The 578-nt window shown below is 66.4% G+C and carries 1 protein-coding gene; it reads right to left on the bottom strand.

Annotation, left to right across the window (positions count from 1 at the left end):
- The coding region (locus tag ACFU7D_RS29880; protein WP_378874200.1) for a fatty acid desaturase family protein at nt 1-468 on the bottom strand (468 nt) is incomplete at its 3' end.
- Nucleotides 469-578: the final 110 nt, after the last annotated feature.

Genomic DNA, 578 nt, shown 5'->3' with positions numbered 1-578 from the left:
GAAGGGGTGCCACTTCTGGTCCTCGTCGACGCGCATGATGCCGTAGCCGAGGTCGTTGTCCTTGCCGATCACGTTGGTGTACGTGTGGTGCAGCTCGTTGTGCGAGTGCTTCCACTGATCGGACGGCGAGACGTGATCCCACTCCCAGGTGGTGGAGTGGATCTTCGGGTCGCGCATCCAGTCCCACTGGCCGTGCAGGACGTTGTGGCCGATCTCCATGTTGTCCATGATCTTCGCCACGGACAGCCCGGCGGTGCCGATCAGCCACGCGGGCGGGAAGATCGAGAACAGCAGCAGACCCCTGCTGACCAGCTCCAGCTTGCGCTGCGCCGAGATGACCCGGCGGATGTAGGCGGCGTCCTTCTCGCCGCGGTTGGCGATCACCTCGTCGCGGATGGCGTCCAGCTCGCGGCCCAGGTCCTCGATCTGCTCCGCGGTCAGGTGGGTGGTGGGGTCGATGGCGGTCAAGGTGCTCCTACCGTTCGATGTCGCAGGGGCCCGCCGCGGCGGACACACAGGTCTGGATGAGGACGCCCGGCTCGGCCTCGGTGATCTCGCCCGTACGCAGGTCGCGGACA

This window comes from Nocardioides sp. NPDC057577, from assembly GCF_042801335.1.
GTDB lineage: Bacteria > Actinomycetota > Actinomycetes > Propionibacteriales > Nocardioidaceae > Nocardioides.
Note: the sequence above shows the minus strand (reverse complement) of the source record. Positions and strands in the feature narration are given on the sequence as shown.